Genomic DNA, 21,683 nt, shown 5'->3' with positions numbered 1-21,683 from the left:
GCCGGAGCGAGGGCGACCCGACCAGGGCCGGGTCTTGCCGAGACCGGAACAGATGTGTTCCACTTCGGGGCGTGAGACTCCGCATTCTGCTCGACCTCCTGCGCCCCCACCGGGGCGCCCTGCTGCTCGGGCTGCTGCTCGGGCTGCTCGCCAGCGCCGCCGGTCTGGCCACCCCGCTCGTCACCAAGTGGGTGCTCGACTCGCTCGGCACCTCCGGGGACCTCGCCGGCCCGGTGCTCTGGCTGCTGGTGCTGGTGGTGGCGGGCGCCGCGGTCTCGTTCGTGCAGTGGATCCTGTTCGGGCGGCTCGGGGAGGCGGTCGTGCTCGCCGCGCGCCGGCTGCTCGTCGACACCGTCCTGCGCGCCCGGGTCGGCGAGGTCGTCCGCACGCCGTCCGGCGAGGTCGTCACCCGGGTCACCAGCGACACCGGCCTGCTGCACCAGGCCTCGTCGAGCCTGGTCGGGCTGGTGAACGCGAGCGTGATGCTGGTGGGCACGCTCGTGCTGATGGGGGTGCTCGACCTGCCGCTGCTCGGCACCACCGTCGCCGCGGTGGCCGTCGTCACCGTGCTGATGCTGGCGCTGCTGCCCCGCATCGCCGCCGCGGAGGCGAAGGCGCAGGAGGCGGTCGGCCAGATCGGGTCGACGCTCGAGGGCGCGGTGCGCGCCATCCGCACCGTCAAGGCGAGCCGCGCCGAGGCCCGGATCGGCGAGGTGGTCGGCGGGCACGCCGAGACCGCCGCCCGGTACGGCGTCCGCGCCGCGGTCACGAGCGCGACGGTCTGGACGATCGCCTGGACCGGCCTGCAGCTGGCGATCATCGTCATCCTCGGCGTGGGGGCGTGGCGGGCGTCCCAGGGGGCGATGGAGGTCTCGACGCTGATCGCGTTCCTGCTCTACGCCTTCGGGCTGATGGGTCCGATCACCGAGCTCACCGGCAACCTCACCGCGCTGCAGTCCGGCATCGCCGCCGCCGAGCGGATCGGGCAGATGCGCCGGTTCGAGCCGGAGCCCGTCACCGCCCCCGACGCGGCGCCCGAGCCCACCGACCGCGACGACGCGCACGTGCTCGAGCTGGTCGGCGTGAGCGCCCGGTACGGGCCGGACGCGGGCGAGGCCGTCTCGCGGGTCGACCTGCGCATCCCGCGTCGCGGCCACACGGCGGTCGTCGGGCCGTCGGGTGCCGGCAAGACCACGCTGCTGTCGCTGCTGCTGCGCTTCCTCGAGCCGTCCGAGGGCGAGATCCGGCTCGACGGCAGGCCGTACGCGCAGTGGACGCCGCAGGAGGTGCGGGCGCGGCTGGCCTACGTCGAGCAGGAGACGCCGCTGGTGCCCGGCACCGTGCGCGAGAACGTCACGTTCACCCACCCCGACGCCTCGGACGAGGAGGTGGCCGCGGCGCTCGCGTCCGTCCGCCTCACCGACGTGGTCGCGGCGCTCCCGCAGGGCGTCGACACCTCGCTGCAGGCCGGCGAGCTGTCCGGCGGCCAGCGGCAGCGCGTCGGGGTGGCCCGGGCCGTGCTGCGCACCCCGGAGGTGCTGCTCCTCGACGAGGCGACGGCGCAGGTCGACGGCATCACCGAGCAGGCGCTGCAGCAGTGCATCGCCGACGTCGCGTCGCGGGCGGCCGTCGTCACGGTCGCGCACCGGCTGTCGACGGTGCTGGACGCCGACCAGATCGTGGTGATGGACGCCGGTCGCGTGCGCGCCGTCGGGTCGCACGCCGAGCTGCTGGCGTCCGACGACCTCTACCGCGAGCTGGTCGCTGCCCTGCGCATCCACGACGACCACGCGCCCGACCTGGACGCCGGTGACAGGACTACCGTGGACGCGTGAGCGAGCACGCCCTGCCGCCCGGACAGGTTGCGGTGGAGGGCTTCCCGCGGTTCGGCGTCGACCTGCGCCACCCGCCGCCGCCGGTGCCGCCCGACCCGGTGCTGGTCGTGCGGGGCGCCGGCGACGACCTCGAGCTGCCGCTGGGGCGGCTGCGCGAGCTGCCCCGCCGGACGGTCGAGGCCGACCTGCACTGCGTCGCCGGGTGGACGGCGACCGGGCTGCGCTGGGAGGGCGTGGCCGTCGCCGACCTTTACCGCGAGGTGGTCGAGCCGCGGCTCGCGGCCGGCCGCCGGCCGACGCACCTGCTGTTCCGCGGCGCCGACGGGTTCTGCTCGGTCGTGCAGCTGCGCGACGCGCTGGCGCCGCACGTGCTGCTCGCCGACACCCTCGACAGCGCACCGCTCGACGGCGACCACGGCGCACCGCTGCGCCTGGTGAGCCCGGGCCAGTACGGCTACGTCAGCGTCAAGCACCTGCGCCGGCTCGAGGTGCACGACAGCGAGCCCGCCGGGCTGCGCACGACGCCGCTGCGCCGGGTGCAGTGGTGGCTGCTCGGGCTGCACCCGCGCGGGCGGGTCTGGCTCGAGGAGCGGCACCCCGTGCTGCCCGCGCGGCTGGTCGGGCCGGTGTACCGGCGGCTCGCGTCGCGGATCAAGCAGGGGCTGTGGTCGGGGTAGGACTCAGAACCCGTTGTCCTGCATCACCTTCGAGTACCAGAGCGCGCTGTCCTTGGGCGTGCGCACCTGCGTGTCGTAGTCGACGTGGACGATGCCGAACCGGCGGTCGTAGCCGAACGCCCACTCGAAGTTGTCCATGAACGACCACGCCAGGTAGCCCGTCAGCGGCACGCCCGCCTCGATCGCCTCGTGGCACGCCCGCAGGTGCGCCTCGAGGTAGGCCCGGCGGTCCTTGTCCGGCACCCGACCGTCGACCGGGTCGGGGTCGGGGTAGGCGGCGCCGTTCTCGGTGATGACGACCTCGGTACCGGCGCCGAGGCGGTCGTACTCGCGGTCGAAGCGCACCAGCAGGTCGCGCAGCACGTCCGGCGTGACGTCCCAGCCCATCGCGGTGCGGGGCACGTCGCGCTCGACCACCTCGACCCGCGCCACCTCCGGGGTGTCGGCGCCGACCCAGGGCGAGGGCCACTCGCCCTGGCCGTCGCGCACGAGGGACGACGAGTAGTAGTTGATGCCGAGCACGTCGATCGGGGTGGCGATCAGCTCGAGGTCGCCGTCACGCACGTGGTCGGCGAAGCCGAACGGCTCCAGGTCGCGGACGACGTCGGCGGGGTACTCGCCGCGCAGCACGGGGTCGAGGAACACGCGGTTCTGCAGGCCGTCGAGCCGCCGGACGATCTCGAGGTCGCCCTCGCTCGCCGGGTCGGCCGGGACGAAGCCACCCACGTTCAGGGTGATGCCGAGCTCGTCGCCGCGGCCGGCCCCGACCCCCGCCGACCGCAGCGCCTGCGCGGCCTGGCCGTGGGCGAGCAGCAGGTGGTGCAGGGCGGCGACGGCGGCCCGCGGCTCCGTGCGACCGGGGGCGTGCTCGCCGCGGGCGTACGACAGCAGCGAGGAGCACCAGGGCTCGTTCAGCGTCGTCCAGGTGGGCACGCGGTCGCCGAGCGCGTCGTGCATCGTCAGGGCGTACTCGACGAACGCGTCGGCGGTGCGCCGCGAGGTCCAGCCGCCCTCGTCCTCGAGCGCCTGCGGCAGGTCCCAGTGGTACAGCGTCAGCCACGGCCGGATGCCGGCCTCGAGCAGCTCGTCGACCAGGCGCGAGTAGAAGTCGACGCCCATCTGGTTGACGTCGCCGCCGTCCGGGCGCACCCGGGCCCACGACGTCGAGAACCTGTAGGTGCCGACGCCGAGCTCCTTCATGAGCCGCACGTCCTCGGGCATCCGGTGGTAGTGGTCGCAGGCGACCTCGCCGGTGTCGCCGTTCAGCACGGCGCCGGGACGACGGCACAGGACGTCCCAGATGGAGTCCTTGCGGCCGTCGACGTCGGACGCGCCCTCGATCTGGAACGCGGCGGTCGCCACGCCCCACCGGAAGCCGTCGGGGAACTGCACGCTGGTCATGGCGCCCATCCTGGCAGGTGGGGGGCGTCGGGCGGCGCGGCTGGACGCGCGTGCCGGACACGGCATGATGAGCGGCATGGACGCCGTGACCCGAGTCCCCGCCCCCGTCAACGAGCCCGTGCTCGACCACGCCCCCGGCAGCCCCGAACGGGCCGCGCTCGAGGTGCGCCTGGCCGAGCTGTGGGGCCAGCGGCACGACCTGCCGAACTGGGTCGACGGCGAGCAGGTGATGGGTGGGGGCCGCCGCACCCAGGTCACCGCGCCGTTCGAGCACCGGCACGTGCTGGGGGTGCTGAAGAACTCGACCGTCGCCGACGCGCAGTCCGCGGTCGAGGCCGCCAAGCGCGCGGCGCCGGGGTGGCGGGCGCTGTCGTTCGACGACCGCGCGGCGGTGTTCCTCAAGGCGGCCGAGCTGCTGTCCGGCCCGTGGCGCGCGACCCTGAACGCCGCGACGATGCTCGGGCAGGCCAAGACGGCCGTGCAGGCCGAGATCGACGCCGCCTGCGAGCTGATCGACTTCCTGCGGTTCAACGTGCACTTCGCGGGCGAGATCTACCGCGAGCAGCCGATGGCGAACAGCAAGGGCGTCTGGAACCGCAGCGACCACCGTCCGCTCGAGGGCGTCGTCTACGCGATCACGCCCTTCAACTTCACCGCGATCGGTGCCAACCTGCCGACCGCACCCGCCCTGATGGGCAACGTGGTGGTCTGGAAGCCGTCGCCCACCCAGGCGCTGTCGGCGCACTTCACGATGGCGCTGCTCGAGGCCGCGGGCCTGCCGCCCGGCGTCATCAACCTCGTGCACGGCGACGGTCTCAACGTCTCGAAGGTGCTGCTGGCCGACCGCGACCTGGCGGGCATCCACTTCACCGGCTCGACGCCGACGTTCCAGCGCCTGTGGCGCTCGGTGGGGGAGAACATCGCCTCGTACCGCACCTACCCGCGCATCGTCGGCGAGACCGGCGGCAAGGACTTCATCCTCGCCCACCCCTCCGCCGACGTCGACGTGCTCAAGATCGCCATGGTGCGCGGCGCGTTCGAGTACCAGGGGCAGAAGTGCTCGGCCGCCTCCCGCGCGTACGTGCCGCGCTCGCTGTGGCGCTCGCTCAAGGACGACCTGGTGCAGCTCACCGAGTCGCTCACCCAGGGCCCGACGACCGACTTCTCGAACTTCATGTCGGCCGTCATCGACGACCGCGCCTTCGCCAAGCACAAGGACGCGATCGACCGGGCGCACGCGGCGTCCGACGTGAAGGTGCTCGCGGGCGGCACCTACGACGACAGCGTCGGGTGGTTCGTGCGTCCCACCGTGCTCGAGGCGAGCGACCCGACCGACCAGGTGTTCACCACCGAGTACTTCGGGCCGATCCTGGCGGTGCACGTCTACGACGACCGCCGCTACGACCGGGTCGTCGAGCAGATGGAGTCGGTGGCCGACTACGCGCTCACCGGGGCGGTGATCGCCACCGACCGGGCAGCGATCTCGTCCGCGACCGAGCGGCTGCGCTACGCCGCGGGCAACTTCTACGTGAACGACAAGCCCACGGGCGCCGTCGTCGGGCAGCAGCCGTTCGGCGGCGGGCGCGCGTCGGGCACCAACGACAAGGCGGGCGCCGCGCAGAACCTGCTGCGGTGGACGTCGACCCGGTCGATCAAGGAGACGTTCGTCCCGCCGACCGACCACCGCTACCCCCACATGGGCTGAGCCCGAGGAGCTCTCGCATGAGCCTCACCGACCTGGCGCCGACGCTGTCGCCGGGCGCCCTGGTCACCGACGTCGACGTCGTCGCGTCGTACTCGCGCGACCGCGAGCCGTGGTCGCCCGCCGGCACGCCGCTCGCCCTCGTGCGGGCCGCCTCGACCGACGACGTCGTGGCGACCATGCGGTGGGCGTCGGCGACCGGCACGCCGGTGGTGCCGCGCGGCGCGGGGTCCGGGCTGGCGGGGGCGGCGAACGCCGTCGACGGGTGCGTCGTGCTGTGCGTCGAGCGGATGGACGCCGTCGTCGAGATCGACCCCGACGACATGCTCGCCGTGGTGCAGCCGGGGGTCGTGAACGGCGACCTCAAGCGCGCGGTCGCCGAGAAGGGGCTGTTCTACGCGCCCGACCCCGGTTCGCAGGACTTCTGCTCGATCGGGGGCAACGTCGCCACGAACGCCGGTGGCCTGTGCTGCGTGAAGTACGGGGTGACCCGGGACGCGGTGCTCGGCCTGGAGGTCGTGCTCGCCGACGGCCGCGTGCTGCGCACCGGCGGGCGCACCGTCAAGGACGTCGCCGGGCTCGACCTCACCCGGCTGTTCGTCGGCAGCGAGGGGGTGCTCGGGGTCGTCACCGAGGTGACGGTGCGGCTGCTGCCGGCCCGGGCGCAGCCGTGCACGGTGGTCGCGGTCTTCGACGACCTCGTCGACGCCGGGCGTGCGGTGTCGTCCGTGGTCGCCTCGATGCGCCCGAGCATGTGCGAGCTCATGGACGCGGCGACGGTCGCCGCCGTCGAGGACCTGCACCCGTCCGGTCTCGACCGCTCCGCCGCGGCGCTGCTGCTGCTCCAGACCGACGAGCCGGGCGACGCCGGTACCGCGGAGTCGCTGGCGCTGCAACGGCTCTGCGAGGAGGCCGGCGCGTCGTTCGCGATGGCGACGTCCGACCCGGCCGAGGGGTCGATGCTCACCATGGCGCGGCGCAGCGCCGTCACCGCGCTCGAGGCCCGCGGGGGCTGGGTGCTCGACGACGTGGGCGTCCCGCTCTCGGCGGTGCCCGCGCTGGTGGCCGGGTGCCGCGAGGTGGGCGAGCGGTTCGACGTCGAGGTCGCCACCTTCGGCCACGCCGGCGACGGCAACATGCACCCGACGATCGTGTACCCGCGCGACGACGTCGACGCGAGAGACCGTGCGGCGCAGGCGTTCTCGGCGCTGCTCGACCTGGCGCTCGACCTGGGCGGCACCATCACGGGCGAGCACGGCGTCGGGCTGGCGAAGCGCGGCCACCTGCAGCGCCAGGTCGGCGACGTCCACCTCGACGTGCAGCGCGCCGTGAAAGCCGCGCTCGACCCGCAGGGCATCCTCAACCCCGGCAAGTTCCTGGTCTGACCCCCGCGCGAGCGGGCAGGAACGCAGGCAGGTCCGGCCCATCCGGGGTCCTGCACCGCCGTCCGGGCGAACCTGCCAGCAGCTGTGCTCGCGGCACCTGTGGTCCGGTCAGAGGAGTGCGCGGGCGGCGGTCAACCGGGGTGGCCAGGTGGACAGGAGCTCCGGCGCCTCCTCCGGAACGCGCCCGCACCCTCGACGAACGACACGAGCACGGCGTCCTGGACGTAGCGATCCCCCTCGCGCAGCGCGAGGTCGAGCAGCAGATCGTCGTCGTCGTTCGGGTGCTCGCGCACCACGTGCTCGACCGCAGGGACGTCGACCAGCAGCCGCTGCACGAGCGCGGGGCCGTCCACGCCAGAGCTCAGCCGGCGAGGTACGCCCGGCCGACCTCCTGCTCCTTGCGCAGCGCCATCACGATCGCGGGGGCGGCGGCCTTCTCGAGCTTCCCGCCGAGGAGGGGGACCGACGCCTTGAGGTCGCCGACCAGCTCCTGCAGCGTGCCGCTCCCGGACGGCGCCAGGGCCATCGTCCCGAGCAGCTCGACGGGCGCGCCGGCGATCTTCAGCCGCACGTCGCCGCTGCGCGAGCCGTCCTCCTGCGCGGCCTGCCAGGTGTCGACCTGCTTGATGACGACGGTGTCGCCGACGAACTTCTTGGCCACGTCCGGGAACTCGTCCGTCGGCATGTGGCGCACCGTGGTCACGGTGAACGGGCCGGAGGCGTCGCCGTCGACCTCGACGGTCTGCTCGAGCGCGCCGGTGGCACGGCACTTGTCCTCGACGAACGACGGGTCGGCGAGCATCGCCGCGACGTCGGCGGGCGGGGCGTCGTAGCGGATCTCCTCCTGCAGCTTCATGGCGCCGAACCTACTGCCGGGCGCCCTGGGCCCGCACGCGCGGCGTCCTGCCGTCCGGGAGGCACTGGACGAGGCGCTCTGGCGTGTCACACGTGTCGCAGCACCACTCCGGTGTCACTTCCAGCACTGAACTGGGTAAACGGGCAGGGAGCGTCAGCGACGGGTGAGGGCGCCGGCGGCGACCTGGACGGCGGCGGCCACGGCGGCGGGGGTCTGCTGCAGCAGGGCGGTGGGGCCCTGGGTGCGCAGCCGCAGGACCCTCGCGGCCTCGTCGCGCTCGGCGACCGCGCGGTCGACCAGCCGCTGGCCCTCGGGGACGTGGTGCTCGTAGGCGCGGGCGTCGTCGACGCCGTAGACGCCGGGCGGCAGGCCGACGCGCAGGCCGTCGTGCAGCACCAGGCCGTGGGCGCGCAGGAAGCCGTCGGCCTCGCCGGCCAGCGCCCGGGCGTGCTGCAGGTCGACGGCGAAGTTCTGCAGCGCCCGACCGCCCTCGGCCAGCGCCTCCGCGACGTCGTCGAGCGCCCGCTCCTGGGCCCGCACCGACGTGCCGAACGCGTGGCCGGCGGGTCCCTCCCAGCCGAGGGAGGCCCGGGTGCGGGCCAGGTCGTCGCGGTGCTCGCGGACGGTGTCGGCGCGACGCACGAGCTCGGCGCCCAGGCTCGACACCGACGCCGGGTCGCCCGGCACCAGCACGCTCACGGACCCTCGCCGGCGAGCCGGCGCAGCGTGCGGGTGACGTCCTCCTCCGCACCGCGGTAGCCGCGCGCGCTCACCTGCAGCAGCCCGGCGGACTCGTCGAGGCCGCGGGAGAGCGCGAACAGGGCGTCGGACGCGGCGGCCTGCAGGTCGAGCACGTCGTCGGCGGCGGGCGGGTCGCCCGGGTCGGACTGGGCGTGCACGAGCTGGGTCGACATCGTCCGCAGCGAGTCCGACAGCGGGCCGAGCGCCAGGGCGCCGCGCTCGAGGGCCTCGACGTCGACGGCGTGACGGTGCTCGGGTGGCGGGGCGGACGGCTGCCGCGCGGCGCCACCGGCCGCGTCGTGGCGCGCCAGGTCGTCCGTCACTGTGGAAGTCTACGAACGTGGGAGGCGTCCGGCGCGCACGATCCCGGCGGCTGTGGACAAGCCGCGCGGCGGCGGTCCTGACCCTCGTCTGCGTGCTCGCCGGCTGCTCGCTGCTCGGCGGCCGGGACCCCGACGGCCAGGACCCCGACCCGCCGCCGCAGGAGGACCCCGTGCCCGAGGTGCCCGCCGGACCGTCGTGGGCGCCGGCGCCGCAGACCGTCGACGGCCTGTCGGTCGTGGCGCGGTCGGGTCCCGAGGGCTTCGCGCTGCACACCCGCGACGGCGACGTCGGCTTCCTGCCGGGCGTGAACCTCGGCAGCACCACGCCGGGCCACCAGCCGGGCGAGCTCGCCATCACCGCCGACGACTACCGGCGGTGGTTCGCCGCGATGGGCGAGCTCGGCGTGCGGGTGGTGCGCGTCTACACGATCCACCCGCCCGCGTTCTACGACGAGCTGGCGGCGTACAACACCGCGCACGAGGACGCGCCGCTGTACCTGGTGCAGGGGGTGTACCTGCCGGACGAGTCGTACGTCGAGGAGACGAAGACGCTCTACGACGAGACCGTCACGACGAAGATGCAGGACGAGGTGCGCGCCGCCGTCGGGGCCGTGCACGGCGACCTCGAGCGCGCCGAGCAGCGCGGCCGGGCCGAGGGCACCTGGTCGACCGACGTGTCCGCGTGGACGGCGGCCTGGCTCGTCGGTGTCGAGTGGGACCCGCGGTCGGTGCTGCGCACCGACCGGGTCGAGGCCGCGCGCCCGGGCCACGACGGCCGGTTCTTCGCCAGCACGCCGGACGCCACCGCCACCGAGCGCTGGATCGCCGCCCGCCTCGACGAGACCGCCGTCGCGCTCGCCGAGCACGGCACCTCGGTGCCCGTCGCGCTGGTGAGCTGGCCGACGGTCGACCCGCTGGAGCACCCCGACGAGCCGCTCGAGGAGGAGGACCTGGTCGGGGTCGACGCCAACCACGTGCTGCCGACGGCTGCCTGGCCCGGCGGCAGCTTCGCGTCCTACCACGCCTACCCGTACTACCCGGACTTCCAGCGGCACGAACCGGCGCTGCAGGCGTACCGGCGCCCGGACGGGCAGGCCGACCCGTACGAGGCGTACCTGCTCGCGCTGCAGGCGCACCACGCGCAGGCCGGGCTGCCGCTGATGGTGACCGAGACCGGCGTCCCGTCCTCGCTCGGCTCGGCCCACGCGGGCTCGCTCGGCCGCGACCAGGGCGGGCACAGCGAGGCCGAGGCGATGCAGGTCGACGCCGACCTGCTGCGCGCGCTGCGCCGCATCGGCCTGGCCGGCGGCCTGCTGTTCTCGTGGTCGGACGAGTGGTTCAAGTTCACCTGGAACACGATCGAGCACCAGGTCCCCGCCGACCGGCGCCAGCTCTGGCACGACGCGCTCACCAACGAGCAGCACTTCGGCCTGCACGCGCAGGACGCCACAGGCCCCGAGCAGCGCCCGCAGGAGCTCCTGGCCGAGCCGCGCGACGGAGTCCGGTCGGTCACCGCGACCTACGACGAGTCGTACCTGCACCTCGTCGTCGAGCTCGACGACGTGCCGACCGGGCCGGTGGTGCTGGGCCTCGACGCCCGCCCGGACGTCACCGGCCCGCCCGCGCCCGGCGGTGCCGACGGCGACGCGGACTGGTCGTGGACGCTGGACCCGGAGACCGCCACGGGCCAGGCCTGGGTGCGCGAGGAGGTCGACCCCGTCCGGCTCGACTCGTCCGACGTCGCCGCGCTCCGCCCTCCGGCCCAGGACGGGTGGGTGCCGTTCCGGCTCATGACGAACCGCCCGCTGACGGTGCCGTCGACGGGGGAGCGGCTGCCCGCCGAGTTCCACGACACCGGTGTGCTGCGCGCCGGGCCGACGGCGCCCGACCAGGACGGCTACGACAGCCGCAACGTGTGGCGGGTCGAGGGCAGCACCCTCACCGTCCGCGTCCCGTGGGCGATGGCGGGCCTGTCCGACCCCTCCTCGCGGCAGGCGCTCGTGGTCGACGCCGCCGGAGCGTCGTCGGTGGACGTCGACGACCTCGGGCTCAGCGTCCGCGTCGGCACCGACCGCGCGGTCGTCCTCGACCGGTTCGCGTGGGAGCCGTGGAACCGGGTCTACGCCACCGAGCGCGCCAAGGACGGCATCGAGGTCGTCGGCGAGGCGATGCGCGAGACCGCCGCCCCCTAGCCGCCCCCTAGGGTGTGCGCCGTGACGCAGCCGACGAGCGACCCCACGGACCCGCCGAGCGACCGGCACTTCGGCGAGCAGGGCGGTCTGCTCACCTACGGCTCGTACCTGCGGCTCGACCAGCTGCTCAGCGCGCAGGTGCTCGAGAGCGACCCGCCGGCGCACGACGAGCTGCTCTTCATCACCATCCACCAGGCGTACGAGCTGTGGTTCGCCCAGCTGCTGCACGACCTCGAGGAGGTGCGCGCGGCGATGGCCGACGGGCGGCTGTGGTGGGCCCGCCACCTGCTCGGCCGCGCCGACACCATCGAGCGGGTGCTCGTCGCGCAGGTCGAGATCCTGTTCACGATGACGCCGCAGGACTTCCTCGCCTTCCGCGAGCGGCTCGCGCCGGCGTCCGGGTTCCAGTCCGTGCAGTTCCGCGAGATCGAGTTCCTCTCCGGCGCCAAGGACCCCGGGTTCCTCGACCGCTTCCGCGGTCTCACGCCCGACGAGCGCGGGCGGCTGCTGCGGCGCCTCGACGAGCCGAGCCTGTGGGACGCCTACGTCGGCGTCCTCGACGCCGCCGGGCTCGACACCTCGACCGAGGACGCCCTGCGCGCCTCGCTGGTCGAGGTCGCCCGCAACCGCCCGCAGCACGCCGACGTGTGGGAGCTCTCCGAGGCACTCCTCACCCACGACGCGAACTTCGCGCACTGGCGGGCGCGGCACGTGCAGATGGTCGAGTACCAGATCGGCACGAAGTCGGGCACCGGCGGCTCCAGCGGCGCGCCGTACCTGCGCTCGCGGCTGCCGCTACGGTTCTACCCGTTGCTGTGGGAGCTGCGCGGCGCGCTCTGAGCGCCGCACGACAGGAGGAGGGGACGCACCATGGGGCTGTCGCTGACCAAGGGCGGGAACATGTCGCTCACCAAGGCCGCGGGGCCGGCCGGGCTGAGCGCGGTGACGGTCGGGCTGGGCTGGGACGCCCGCAGCACCGACGGCTCGCCGTTCGACCTGGACTCGTCGGCGATCGTCGTGGGCACCAGCGGGCGGGTCGTGTCGGACCGGCACTTCGTCTACTTCAACCAGCTCGAGTCCGGCGACGGCGCGGTGCGCCACGCGGGCGACAACCTCACCGGCGTCGGTGGCGGCGACGACGAGCAGATCCACCTCGACCTGACCCGGATGCCCGCCGACACCGACAAGGTCGTCGTCGCGGTGTCGATCTACGACGCCGACAACCGGCGGCAGAACTTCGGCCAGGTGCGCAACGCGTTCGTGCGGGTCGTCGACGCCGCCTCGGGCACCGAGCTCGGCCGCTACGACCTGTCCGAGGACGCCGCCACCGAGACCGCGATGATCTTCGCCGAGATCTACCGCAACGGGCAGGAGTGGAAGTTCCGCGCGGTCGGTCAGGGCTACGCGGCGGGCCTCGGCGGCATCGCGCGCGACTACGGCGTCAACGTCTGACCCGGGCGGGGGAACCCCGCCTCCCGCGCCGTTCGCGCAGGGCTAGTCTCGACCGGGCACCACGACGCCGTGGTGCCCGGCAGGCCGTCCGGGCGACCCTCGGACGACGGTGTTCTCGGACGCAGGGGTGAGCGGGATGTCGACCACGGCGGTACGCAGCGACGACGCGAGGGCGCAGGCGCTGGAGCGCGCGGCGGCCACCGAGAAGAGCGGGTCCGACGACCTGCTCGGGTTCCTCACCCGCTACTACCGGCACGTCCCGGACGAGGACCTGCTGGCGCGCGACCCCGTCGACCTCGCGGGCGCGGCCCTGTCGCACCGGCGCCTGGCCGAGGAGCGCAGCCAGGGCACCGCGGTCGTGCGGGTCTTCACGCCGACCGTCGACAGCCACGGCTGGCAGACCGGTGCGGGCGCGGGCGGTCACACCGTCATCGAGGTCGTCGCCGAGGACATGCCGTTCCTGGTCGACTCGGTGACCGGTCGGCTCATCCAGGACGACCGCTCCGTGCACCTCGTCGTGCACCCGATCGTCGTGGTGCGCCGCGACGTCACCGGCCGGCTGCTCGAGGTGCTCGACACCTCGACCGCGTCGCTGGCCTCGGGCGAGCGCGGCGACGACTGGCCGCACGACGCCGTCAGCGAGTCGTGGATGCACGTCGAGATCGACCTGGTGCCGGACGCCGCCGAGGCCGAGCGCCTGCGCGGCGAGCTCGAGGCGGTGCTGGCCGACGTGCAGGCCGCCGTCGAGGACTGGCCGAAGATGCGGGCCCAGGCCGAGCAGGTCGCCACCGACCTCGCCGCGCGCGTCCCGGCCGACCTCGCCGGTGAGGCCGCCGAGGCCGAGCGGCTGCTGCGCTGGCTCGTCGACGAGAACTTCACCTTCCTCGGGTACCGCGAGTACCTGCTCGAGGGGACGCCGGGCGAGGAGTCGCTCACCGCCGTCACCGGCACCGGCCTCGGCATCCTGCGCTACGACCAGACCGAGGCCTCGCACAGCTTCGACCGGCTCTCGCCCGCGGTGCGGGCCAAGGCCCGCGAGCGGCACGTGCTGGTGCTGACCAAGGCCAACTCGCGGGCCACGGTGCACCGCAACAGCTACCTCGACTACGTCGGCGTCAAGGTGTTCGACGGCGACCAGGTGGTGGGGGAGCGGCGCTTCCTCGGCCTGTTCACGTCCGCGGCCTACACCGAGAGCGTGCGCCGCGTCCCGATCGTCGACACCACCGTGCAGGCGGTGCTGTCCGAGGCGGGCCTGTCGCCGTCGTCGCACTCGGGCAAGGACCTGCTCGCGATCCTCGAGACCTACCCGCGCGACGAGCTGTTCCAGACCGACGCCGCCGAGGTGTACCGCACCGCGATGGCGGTGCTGCACCTGCAGGAGCGTCGCCGCACGCGGCTGTTCCTGCGCACCGACGACTACGGCCGGTTCGTGTCGGCGATCGTCTACCTGCCGCGCGACCGCTACAACACGGCGGTCCGGCTGCGGATGCAGGAGGTGCTGTCGGAGGCGTTCGGCGCCGAGTCGGTCGACTACACGACCCGGGTCGGCGAGTCGGTGCTCGCCCGGCTGCACTTCGTCCTGCGCCCGCCGCGGGGCGCCCAGATCCCCGAGGTCGACGCCAAGGCGCTCGAGACCCGGCTGGTCGAGGCGACCCGCACCTGGGAGGAGGACCTCGGCGAGGCGCTCGTGCGCGAGGTCGGCGAGGTCGAGGCCACCCGCCTGCAGCGCGCCTGGGAGGGGGGCTTCCCGGAGGCGTACAAGGAGGACTTCCCCGCCCGGGTCGCCGTCGGCGACCTGAAGCGGGTCGAGGCCGCCGCCCGCGACGACGGCGCGGACCGGCTCGAGACCAGCCTGTACGAGCCGGTGGGTGCGGGCCCGGACGAGCGGCGGCTCAAGCTGTTCCGCCGCGAGCCGCTCTCGCTCACCACCGTGCTGCCGTTCTTCCGCAACCTCGGTGTCGAGGTCGTCGACGAGCGGCCCTATGAGATCGACGCGCAGGACGGCACCCGCGCCTACGTCTACGACTTCGGCCTGCGCTACCCCGGCCTGTCCCGCTCGTCCGCGACGCGCGAGATGCTCACCGACGCGCTGTCGGCCGGGTGGGCGGGGCTGGCGGAGACCGACGGGCTCGACCAGCTCGTCATCGCGGCCGGCCTGACCTGGCGCCAGATCGTGGTGCTGCGCACCTACACGAAGTACCTGCGCCAGACCGGCTCGACCTTCAGCCAGGAGTACGTCGAGCAGGCGCTGCTCGCGAACGTCGCGATCGCCCGGCGGCTGGTCGACCTGTTCGAGGCGCGCTTCGACCCCGACCGCGGGGGCGAGCCGGCCGAGCGGCGCGAGACCGCCGACGCGCTGGTCGAGGAGATCACCCACGCCCTGGAGGGCGTCGCCAGCCTCGACCAGGACCGCATCCTGCGCTCGCTGCTCGGCATGATCACCGCCACCGAGCGCACGAGCTTCTACCAGCAGGACGCCGACGGCCGCCCGAAGGCGCACGTCGCCGTCAAGCTCGACCCCAAGCGCGTCCCGGACCTGCCCAAACCGCTTCCGGCGCACGAGATCTGGGTCTACGCCCCGCGCGTCGAGGGCGTGCACCTGCGGTTCGGCGCGGTAGCCCGCGGCGGGCTGCGGTGGTCCGACCGCCGCGAGGACTTCCGCACCGAGATCCTCGGCCTGGTCAAGGCGCAGATGGTGAAGAACGCCGTCATCGTCCCCACCGGCGCCAAGGGCGGCTTCGTCGCCAAGCAGCTGCCCGACCCCACGGTCGACCGCGAGGCCTGGCTGGCCGAGGGCGTCGCGAGCTACACCACGTTCATCTCCGCGCTGCTCGACGTCACCGACGACCTGGTGCGCGACGACACCGGGGCACGGGTCGTCGAGCCGCCGCCGCGCGTGGTGCGCCACGACGGCGACGACACCTACCTCGTCGTCGCGGCCGACAAGGGCACGGCGACGTTCTCCGACATCGCCAACGGCATCGCCGGCGACTACGACTTCTGGCTCGGCGACGCCTTCGCGTCCGGCGGCTCGGTCGGCTACGACCACAAGGCGATGGGCATCACCGCCCGCGGTGCGTGGGAGTCGGTGAAGCGGCACTTCCGCGAGATGGACCACGACACCCAGACCCAGCCCTTCACCGTCGTCGGCGTCGGCGACATGAGCGGCGACGTGTTCGGCAACGGCATGCTGCTGTCCGAGCAGATCCGCCTGGTCGCGGCCTTCGACCACCGGCACGTCTTCCTCGACCCCGACCCCGACCCCGCGAGCTCGTTCGCGGAGCGGCAGCGGCTGTTCGAGCTGCCGCGCTCGTCCTGGGCCGACTACGACACCTCGCTGCTCAGCGAGGGCGGCGGTGTGCACCCGCGGTCGGCCAAGTCGGTGCCCATCACCCCGCAGGTGCGCGAGCGGCTGGGGCTGCCCGACGGCACCACGGCGATGACGCCGTCCGACCTGATGAAGGCGATCCTGCAGGCGCCGGTCGACCTGCTGTGGAACGGCGGCATCGGCACCTACGTCAAGGCCTCGTCCGAGGACAACGCCTCGGTGGGCGACAAGGCGAACGACGCCATCCGCGTCGACGGGCGCGACCTGCGCGTCAAGGTCGTCGGTGAGGGCGGCAACCTCGGGCTGACCCAGCTCGGGCGCATCCAGGCCGCGCTCGGGGGCGTCCGGGTCAACACCGACGCGATCGACAACTCGGCCGGCGTCGACTGCTCCGACCACGAGGTCAACATCAAGATCCTGCTCGACCAGGTGGTCGCCGACGGCGACCTCACCACCAAGCAGCGCAACACGCTGCTGGCCGAGATGACCGACGAGGTCGCGCGCCTGGTGCTGCGCGACAACTACGAGCAGAACGTCCTGCTCGGCAACGCCCGCAAGCAGAGCCACTCGATGCTCAGCGTGCACGCGCGGCTGATCAAGGCCCTCGAGAGCACCGGTGAGCTCGACCGCGAGCTCGAGTTCCTGCCCAGCGCACGGGGTCTCGAGCGCCGCGACGAGCAGGGCCGCGGCCTCACCTCGCCCGAGTTCTCGGTGCTGGTGGCCTACTCGAAGATCGCGCTCACCGCCGACGTGCTCGCCAGCAGCATCCCGGACGAGCCGTGGTTCCAGGGCGTCCTCGAGCGGTACTTCCCGCGCCAGCTCGTCGAGCGCTACGCCGACCGGCTCCAGGCGCACCCGCTGCGGCGCGAGATCATCACCACCTGGGTGGCCAACGACCTGGTGAACCGCGGCGGCATCACCTTCTGCTTCCGCGCGTGCGAGGAGTCGGGTGCGACGCCGGAGCAGGTCGTGCGCGCCTACGTCGTGGCGCGCGAGGTCTACGGGCTCGAGGAGTACGTCGCCGCCGTCGAGGCGCTCGACAACGTCGTCGGCACCACGGTGCAGACCGACCTCTACCTCGAGCTGCGGCGGCTGATCGACCGTGCGGCCCGGTGGCTCGTGCAGAACCGCGCCGGCGACCTCGACGTCCAGGCCGAGATCGACCGGTTCGCACCGGTCGTCACGCGCTGGCGCGGCCGCATGGACGAGCTGCTGCTCGGCGTCGACCAGGAGCGGCTGCAGCGCGGCCGCGAGGCGATGGTCGCGACCGGCGTCGACGACGCGACGGCGCTGCGGGCGGCGGGGCTGCTCGACGAGTTCTCGCTGCTCGACGTCGCCGACCTCGCGGCCGCGGTCGACGAGCCGGTCGAGCAGGTGGCGCGCGTCTACTTCGCGGTGAGCGCGCGGTACGCGATCGACGCCATGCTGGCCCGCATCTCGCGGCTCGACCGGTCCAACCGGTGGGAGTCGCTGGCCCGCGGCGCGATGCGCGACGACCTGTACGCGGCGTGGATGGGGCTTGCCCGGGCCGTGCTCGACAGCACCGACGCCGGCGACGACGTCGACGCGCGCCTCGACGCGTGGGAGCAGGCGAACTCGACCCAGCTGGCGCGGGCCCAGACCACGATCGACGAGGTGCGCTCGCTCGAGAAGGGCGACCTCGCCGCGATGTCGGTGGCGCTGCGGGTGCTGCGCGGGGTGATCCGGGCGGGCTCCGCGGGCTGAGGTCGGCGCGCCGCGGCCCCACCCGTAGGGTCGTCGCGTGCCCACCCTGCAGGACCTCGGCCGCGACGTCTGCGGCCTCGACGCGCCGTCGCTCGACTGGCTCTCCCAGCTGGTCGGCGACTGGCAGCTGCTGTGCGACCTGTCGTTCGCCGACCTGGTGCTGTGGGGCGTGGTGCCCGCGGGCGGGTACGTCGTGCTCGCCCACTGCCGGCCCAGCACCGCCGCGACCGTGCACCCCCGCGACCGGGTGGGGTCGCGCGCCGACGGACCCGAGCACGAGGTGGTCTCGGAGGCGTTCCTCGACCGCACCCGGGTGCAGGCCGACGGGCTCGACGCCGTGCCGGTGCGCCACCGCGGCCGGACGATCGCCGTGCTCACCCGCCACGTCGGCGCCGGTCGGGGCCGCGAGGGCCACGGCCTCGAGACCGAGTACCTCGAGGCGGCCGACCACCTGATGCGGATGGTGGGGGAGGGCTCGTACCCGCAGGACGGCGCGACGACCGCGGGCCGACGGGGCGCCCCGCGCGTCGGCGACGGCCTGATCTGCCTGGACGCCGACGGGGTGGTGTCGTACGCCAGCCCGAACGCGCTGTCGAACTACCGCCGGCTCGGGCTCGTCGACGACCTCGAGGGCGCGATCCTGGCCGAGGTCACCGCCGGGCTCGTCGACGGTCCCGACCCGGTCGACGAGGCGCTCGCCGTCGTGGTCACCGGCCGGGCGCCGTGGCGCACCCAGGTGCAGTCGGCGCGGGTGGAGCTGTCGCTGCGGGCGGTGCCGCTGCTCGCCGACGGGGTGCGCATCGGCGCGCTCGTGCTGTGCCGCGACGTCAGCGAGCTGCTGCGGCGCGAGCGCGAGCTGATGACCAAGGACGCCACCATCCGCGAGATCCACCACCGGGTGAAGAACAACCTGCAGACGGTGTCGGCGCTGCTGCGGCTGCAGGCCCGTCGGATCGACTCGCCCGAGGGGCGCGAGGCGCTCGAGGAGGCGATGCGGCGGGTGGCCACGATCGCGTTGGTGCACGAGACGCTCTCGCAGGGGTTCGACGAGACCGTCGACTTCGACGACCTGCTCGACCGCGGCCTGGCGCTCACCGCCAGCGTCGGGGGCACCACCCGGCCGCACCGCGAGGGCACGATCGGCATGGTGCACGCCGAGGACGCCAACGCCCTCGCGCTGGTGCTGGTCGAGCTGGTGTCGAACGCCGTCGAGCACGGCACCCGCGAGGGGGCCGAGCCGGGCAGCGCCCAGGTGGTGGTGCGGGCCGAGCGCGACGGCCGCGACCTGGTGGTGCGCGTGGCCGACGACGGGCCCGGCATGCCGGCGGGCTTCGTCGCCGGCGACGGAGGGCTGGGCACCCAGATCGTGCAGTCGCTGGTGGCCGGCGAGCTGCGCGGTCGGATCGGCTGGCGCTCGCCCGCGCAGGGCGGCACCGAGGTCGAGCTGCGGGTGCGGCTGCGCGACCCTGCGTGACCACCGAGCCCGGAGCCCCCGGACGTGCGAGCGCCCCCGGAGCCTGCTCCGGGGGCGCGGTGTCGTGCTGGGGTCAGCTGGCCCGGCGCGCCCGTGCGGTGCGCCGCTTCAGCGCCCGGCGCTCGTCCTCCGACAGGCCGCCCCACACACCGGCGTCCTGGCCGTTCTCGAGCGCCCACTTCAGGCAGGTGTCGACGACCTCGCACCGGCGGCAGACGGCCTTGGCCTCTTCGATCTGCAGCAGCGCGGGACCGGTGTTCCCGATGGGGAAGAACAGCTCCGGGTCCTCGTCCAGGCAGGCGGATCGGTCACGCCAGTCCATCAGGTGCACTCCTCGTTGCTTGTGAAGGGTTTCACGAGCCGTGTCATCACAACGGGACGTGTGTTCACGTCCCGTCGACAAGCCTCACACGTCGCGGAGGCGGACCACAAGGGTTTCCGCCCGGGAAGTGCCCGGTGGTGACCAGGACCACCCTGTCGGCGTCGGGGGCTGGGTCGGGGGCTGCGCTGCCTCCTGGCTGCTCACGGCGTCCGGACAACGGTCGGGGCCCGCCGGGTGTTCCCCGCCGGTGTCCCACGGCCAGCACGTTACGGTGCGACCCATGACGGCGCGACCCGAGCGGGCGACCTCCGCGGGGCGGCCCTCCCCGGCGCTGCTCGCCGTGGTCGGGGCGCTCGGCGTCCAGGCCCTGCTGCTGGTGGGGGTGGGCGTGCTGTCGGTGCTGGCGTGGGTGGGTGACGACCGCGTCGACCCGCGCGGCGCCGTGGCGACGACGCTGTTCGCCGTGCTCTTCGCGGCCCTGCTGGGTGCCGGTGCCCGCGGCCTGCTGCGGGGGCGGCGCTGGGCCCGTGGTCCGGTGGTCACGGTGCAGCTGATCGCGCTGCTGGCGGTGGCCGCGCCGATGCTCGTGGGCGGGCCGCGCTGGCTCGGTGCGGTGGTCGCGGTGCTGGCGCTGACGGTGCTGGTCGGGCTGTTCACGCGTCCGGTCGTCGAGCACACGACCCGCTCGGACGGCGACCCGCCGACGCTCTGAGCGGCGGCGGGGGTCAGCCGACCTCGGTGAGCTCGGCGCGCAGCGCCGCCAGGGTGCGCGCCAGCAGCCGCGAGACGTGCATCTGCGAGATGCCGACCTCCTCGGCGATCTGCTGCTGCGACCAGCCGCGCACGAACCGCAGCGCGAGGATGCGCCGCTCCCGCGGGGGCAGCGCCTGCAGCAGCGGCCGCAGCGCCTCGCGGTTCTCGACGTGGGTGAGCGCGGCGTCGTCGCCGCCGAACGCGGTGTCGGTGTCGGTGTCGACGGTGAGCGGGACGGTGGAGTACGCACCGGCCGACTCCAGGCCCTCGAGCACCACCTCGGCGTCGAGGCCGGTGCGCTGGGCGAGCTCGGCGACCGTGGGCGCGCGGCCGAGCTCCTGGGTCAGCACGGCGCGGGCCTCGGACAGGGTGCGGCTCAGCTCCTGCAGCCGGCGGGGGACGCGCACGGCCCAGCCGCGGTCGCGGAAGTGCCGGCGGATCTCGCCCAGGACGGTGGGCACGGCGAACGCGGCGAGCGACGCGCCGCGCTCGGGGTCGAAGCGGTCGATCGCCTGCAGCAGGCCGATGGTGCCGACCTGCACCAGGTCGTCGTGCTGCTCGCCGCGGCCCCCGTAGCGGCGGGCCAGGCTCTCGACCAGCGCCAGGTGCGACTGCACGAGCCGGTCGCGCGCGGCCTCGCGGTCGGGGTGGCGCGGGGGCAGCGTCCGCACCAGGACGAGGTCGTCGTCGGTGCTCACCCGCCCGCCCCCGCCCGGGTGCGCTGGGCCGGGGCGACCGCGGTGCGCGGGCGGCGGCTGCGGTGCACGAGCCGGACGCCGGCAGGCCGGCCCGCGTCCGGCGCGAGCGCCTCGACCTCGCCGACGAGCGCGCCGAGCACGGCCCAGGCGACCGACTCGGGCTCGGGCAGGGTCGTGGCCGGACCGCTCAGCCGCACCTCCAGGCCGTCGGTGCCGAGCTGGAACCGGGCGCGCAGCCGGTCGCCCTCGCGCGCACCGCTCATCACCAGGGCGGCGGCCTCGTCGACGGCGATGCGCAGGTCCTCGATCTGGTCGAGGTCGAGGTCGAGGCGGGCCCCCATGCCGGCGCTCGCGGTGCGCAGGACGGCCAGGTACGCGGCCTGCGCCGGGACGACCAGCTCGACCCGGTCGTCGTCGCCGTCGCCCGGGCGCGCCGGGACGCCGGCGTCGGGCTCGGTGGTGGTCATCGGGGCTCCCCGGGAGGCTGTGCGCCGGGCCCGGGAGACCCCGGTGCCGGCGGGTCAACGGTAGACGACGGCAGGGCGACCTGCACCGGGATCCAGGCCCCGCGCTGCACCAGCGCGCCGCGCCCGGGACGTCGCTCGGTGCCGCGCCCGAGCCGGACGCCGAGCAGGTCGCCGTCGGTGGGTGCGGCCGGTCCGAGCAGCAGGCCCACGCCCGGCCGCCGCAGCCGCGGCACCACCCCGGTGTACCGGGTCAGCAGGTCCGTGGTGGCCCCGGCGGCGGCCAGCGCGTCGCCCGGGGTGCGCTCCCCGGGCGCGTCGCGCAGCGCCTCGACCAGGTCGGCGAGCACCGGCT

General features: G+C 74.4%; 19 protein-coding genes. 10 read left to right on the top strand and 9 right to left on the bottom strand.

Annotated elements, in window-relative coordinates:
• Nucleotides 1-71: 71 nt before the first annotated feature.
• Both ACYVKY_RS20185 and ACYVKY_RS20180 read left to right on the top strand, forming a co-directional pair.
• The gene (locus ACYVKY_RS20185; RefSeq protein ID WP_460436778.1) at nt 72-1,835 is read left to right on the top strand and encodes an ABC transporter ATP-binding protein; all 1,764 of its coding nucleotides are present in this window, start codon (nt 72-74) and stop codon (nt 1,833-1,835) included.
• Complete coding sequence (locus ACYVKY_RS20180) at nt 1,832-2,512, top strand: molybdopterin-dependent oxidoreductase (RefSeq protein WP_460436777.1); 681 nt, start codon at nt 1,832-1,834, stop codon at nt 2,510-2,512. Before ACYVKY_RS20185 ends, ACYVKY_RS20180 begins: the two co-directional genes overlap by 4 nt.
• A 3-nt stretch (nt 2,513-2,515) precedes the next feature.
• Here the strand turns inward: ACYVKY_RS20180 and ACYVKY_RS20175 are convergent, their stop codons facing one another.
• A complete protein-coding gene (locus ACYVKY_RS20175; RefSeq protein WP_460436776.1) occupies nt 2,516-3,913 on the bottom strand; it encodes a glycoside hydrolase family 1 protein in 1,398 nt (465 codons plus the stop codon).
• A 76-nt stretch (nt 3,914-3,989) separates the two neighbouring features.
• On the opposite strand from ACYVKY_RS20175, the gene pruA reads away from it, so the two are divergent.
• Together pruA and ACYVKY_RS20165 are read left to right on the top strand one after the other, a co-directional pair.
• The gene (gene pruA, locus ACYVKY_RS20170; protein ID WP_460436775.1) at nt 3,990-5,618 is read left to right on the top strand and encodes an L-glutamate gamma-semialdehyde dehydrogenase; all 1,629 of its coding nucleotides are present in this window, start codon (nt 3,990-3,992) and stop codon (nt 5,616-5,618) included.
• A gap of 17 nt (nt 5,619-5,635) precedes the next feature.
• Nucleotides 5,636-7,000 carry an FAD-binding oxidoreductase gene (locus ACYVKY_RS20165; RefSeq protein WP_460436774.1) on the top strand — a complete coding sequence of 455 codons (1,365 nt, stop codon included), beginning with the start codon at nt 5,636-5,638 and terminating at the stop codon, nt 6,998-7,000.
• A gap of 131 nt (nt 7,001-7,131) precedes the next feature.
• On the opposite strand, the gene ACYVKY_RS20160 is transcribed toward ACYVKY_RS20165, so the two are convergent.
• The 4 genes from ACYVKY_RS20160 to ACYVKY_RS20145 form a co-directional block, all read right to left on the bottom strand.
• Nucleotides 7,132-7,353 carry a hypothetical protein gene (locus tag ACYVKY_RS20160; RefSeq protein WP_460436773.1) on the bottom strand — a complete coding sequence of 74 codons (222 nt, stop codon included), beginning with the start codon at nt 7,351-7,353 and terminating at the stop codon, nt 7,132-7,134.
• Nucleotides 7,354-7,361: 8 nt separating this feature from the next.
• Entirely contained in the window at nt 7,362-7,856 is a 495-nt protein-coding gene (locus ACYVKY_RS20155; protein WP_460436772.1) for a DUF2505 domain-containing protein, read from the bottom strand.
• Nucleotides 7,857-8,009: 153 nt separating this feature from the next.
• Nucleotides 8,010-8,555 carry a WXG100 family type VII secretion target gene (locus ACYVKY_RS20150; RefSeq protein ID WP_460436771.1) on the bottom strand — a complete coding sequence of 182 codons (546 nt, stop codon included), beginning with the start codon at nt 8,553-8,555 and terminating at the stop codon, nt 8,010-8,012.
• On the bottom strand, nt 8,552-8,920 hold the full coding sequence (locus tag ACYVKY_RS20145; protein ID WP_460436770.1) for a hypothetical protein: 369 nt from the start codon (nt 8,918-8,920) through the stop codon (nt 8,552-8,554). The genes ACYVKY_RS20150 and ACYVKY_RS20145 overlap by 4 nt, the downstream gene beginning before the upstream one ends.
• Nucleotides 8,921-9,012: 92 nt before the next feature.
• On the opposite strand from ACYVKY_RS20145, the gene ACYVKY_RS20140 reads away from it, so the two are divergent.
• The 5 genes from ACYVKY_RS20140 (at nt 9,013) to ACYVKY_RS20120 (ending at nt 19,091) form a co-directional block, all read left to right on the top strand.
• The gene (locus tag ACYVKY_RS20140; protein WP_460436769.1) at nt 9,013-11,112 is read left to right on the top strand and encodes a hypothetical protein; all 2,100 of its coding nucleotides are present in this window, start codon (nt 9,013-9,015) and stop codon (nt 11,110-11,112) included.
• A gap of 21 nt (nt 11,113-11,133) precedes the next feature.
• Complete coding sequence (locus tag ACYVKY_RS20135; protein ID WP_460436768.1) at nt 11,134-11,952, top strand: tryptophan 2,3-dioxygenase; 819 nt, start codon at nt 11,134-11,136, stop codon at nt 11,950-11,952.
• A gap of 30 nt (nt 11,953-11,982) precedes the next feature.
• Nucleotides 11,983-12,564: a TerD family protein gene (locus ACYVKY_RS20130; protein WP_460436767.1), complete on the top strand. Its 582-nt coding sequence runs from the start codon at nt 11,983-11,985 to the stop codon at nt 12,562-12,564.
• A 136-nt stretch (nt 12,565-12,700) separates the two neighbouring features.
• Nucleotides 12,701-17,617, top strand: a complete 4,917-nt coding sequence (locus ACYVKY_RS20125) for an NAD-glutamate dehydrogenase (RefSeq protein WP_460436766.1) — start codon at nt 12,701-12,703, stop codon at nt 17,615-17,617.
• Between the two features lie 37 nt (nt 17,618-17,654).
• Nucleotides 17,655-19,091, top strand: a complete 1,437-nt coding sequence (locus ACYVKY_RS20120) for a sensor histidine kinase (RefSeq protein WP_460436765.1) — start codon at nt 17,655-17,657, stop codon at nt 19,089-19,091.
• Between the two features lie 73 nt (nt 19,092-19,164).
• Here ACYVKY_RS20120 and ACYVKY_RS20115 read toward each other — a convergent pair whose 3' ends face one another.
• Nucleotides 19,165-19,413, bottom strand: coding sequence for a WhiB family transcriptional regulator (locus ACYVKY_RS20115; protein WP_460436764.1), 249 nt, complete (start codon nt 19,411-19,413; stop codon nt 19,165-19,167).
• A 280-nt stretch (nt 19,414-19,693) separates the two neighbouring features.
• Between ACYVKY_RS20115 and ACYVKY_RS20110 the strand changes: the two genes are divergently transcribed.
• Nucleotides 19,694-20,125, top strand: a complete 432-nt coding sequence (locus tag ACYVKY_RS20110; RefSeq protein ID WP_460436763.1) for a hypothetical protein — start codon at nt 19,694-19,696, stop codon at nt 20,123-20,125.
• 13 nt (nt 20,126-20,138) lie between these two features.
• Here the strand turns inward: ACYVKY_RS20110 and ACYVKY_RS20105 are convergent, their stop codons facing one another.
• The 3 genes from ACYVKY_RS20105 to ACYVKY_RS20095 form a co-directional block, all read right to left on the bottom strand.
• Nucleotides 20,139-20,864: a sigma-70 family RNA polymerase sigma factor gene (locus ACYVKY_RS20105; RefSeq protein WP_460436762.1), complete on the bottom strand. Its 726-nt coding sequence runs from the start codon at nt 20,862-20,864 to the stop codon at nt 20,139-20,141.
• Entirely contained in the window at nt 20,861-21,331 is a 471-nt protein-coding gene (locus ACYVKY_RS20100) for an ATP-binding protein (RefSeq protein ID WP_460436761.1), read from the bottom strand. The genes ACYVKY_RS20105 and ACYVKY_RS20100 overlap by 4 nt, the downstream gene beginning before the upstream one ends.
• A partial coding sequence (locus ACYVKY_RS20095) for a hypothetical protein (RefSeq protein WP_460436760.1) occupies nt 21,328-21,683 on the bottom strand: 356 nt, incomplete at its 5' end. The genes ACYVKY_RS20095 and ACYVKY_RS20100, both read right to left, overlap by 4 nt.

The sequence above is a fragment of the Angustibacter speluncae genome, assembly GCF_054777815.1.
The sequence above is the reverse complement of the archived record's forward strand: the minus strand, read 5'-3'. Positions and strand labels throughout refer to the sequence as shown.

Coding starts and splice junctions, on each gene's coding strand:
- ACYVKY_RS20175 (WP_460436776.1), bottom strand. CDS start 3,913: ATGACCAGCGTGCAGTTCCCCGACGGCTTCCGGTGGGGCGTGGCGACC.
- pruA (WP_460436775.1), top strand. CDS start 3,990: ATGGACGCCGTGACCCGAGTCCCCGCCCCCGTCAACGAGCCCGTGCTC.
- ACYVKY_RS20165 (WP_460436774.1), top strand. CDS start 5,636: ATGAGCCTCACCGACCTGGCGCCGACGCTGTCGCCGGGCGCCCTGGTC.
- ACYVKY_RS20155 (WP_460436772.1), bottom strand. CDS start 7,856: ATGAAGCTGCAGGAGGAGATCCGCTACGACGCCCCGCCCGCCGACGTC.
- ACYVKY_RS20130 (WP_460436767.1), top strand. CDS start 11,983: ATGGGGCTGTCGCTGACCAAGGGCGGGAACATGTCGCTCACCAAGGCC.
- ACYVKY_RS20125 (WP_460436766.1), top strand. CDS start 12,701: ATGTCGACCACGGCGGTACGCAGCGACGACGCGAGGGCGCAGGCGCTG.
- ACYVKY_RS20115 (WP_460436764.1), bottom strand. CDS start 19,413: ATGGACTGGCGTGACCGATCCGCCTGCCTGGACGAGGACCCGGAGCTG.
- ACYVKY_RS20110 (WP_460436763.1), top strand. CDS start 19,694: ATGACGGCGCGACCCGAGCGGGCGACCTCCGCGGGGCGGCCCTCCCCG.
- ACYVKY_RS20100 (WP_460436761.1), bottom strand. CDS start 21,331: ATGACCACCACCGAGCCCGACGCCGGCGTCCCGGCGCGCCCGGGCGAC.